Here is a 675-nt window from a genome sequence, read left to right as displayed (position 1 = left end):
CGGAGGAAGTGGGCGCGGCGGAGGCCGGGGCACGGACGCTGGTGGGGTGTGGCCGGACGCTGGCGGAACAGCGACTGGCCATCGTGGACCCGGAGACGCTGGAGCGGCGGGCGCCTGGGCAGGTGGGTGAAATCTGGGTGTCCGGCCCGAGCGTGGCCCAGGGGTACTGGGGCCGCGAGGACGTGACGCGCGAGACGTTCCAGGCGCGAATCGCCGGTGACGCGTCGGGGCCATACCTGCGCACGGGGGACCTGGGTTTCCTGCGGCCGGACGGAGAGCTGTACGTCACGGGACGGCGCAAGGACCTGCTCATCCTGCGCGGGAGAAACCATTACCCGCAGGACTTGGAAGCAACGGTGGAGGCAGCACACCCGGCGCTGCGGCCAGGCGGTGGCGCGGTGTTCTCGGTGGAGGTGGCGGGCGAGGAGCGCGCGGTCGTCGTGCAGGAGGTTGACGTCCGGCGACTGGGAGACTTGCGGCAGAAGCTGGAGGTGGCGAACGCGGCTGTGGGCGCCATCCGTCAGCGGCTGGCGGAGTCACACGAGGTGCAGGCGCACGCGGTGGTGCTGATTGAACCGGGCAGCCTGCCGAAGACGAGCAGCGGCAAGGTGCAGCGGCACGCGTGCCGTGCGGCCTTCCTGAACGGGACGTTGCAGGAGGTGATGGCGTGGCGGG

At 71.4% G+C, this 675-nt stretch carries 1 protein-coding gene; it reads left to right on the top strand.

From position 1 onward, the window contains the following. The coding region (locus tag D7X55_RS40015; protein ID WP_147470448.1) for an AMP-binding protein at positions 1–675 on the top strand (675 nt) is incomplete at both ends.

Source organism: Corallococcus sp. AB049A, assembly GCF_003668885.1.
Classification (GTDB): Bacteria; Myxococcota; Myxococcia; order Myxococcales; family Myxococcaceae; genus Corallococcus; species Corallococcus interemptor.
Note: the sequence above shows the minus strand (reverse complement) of the source record. Positions and strands in the feature narration are given on the sequence as shown.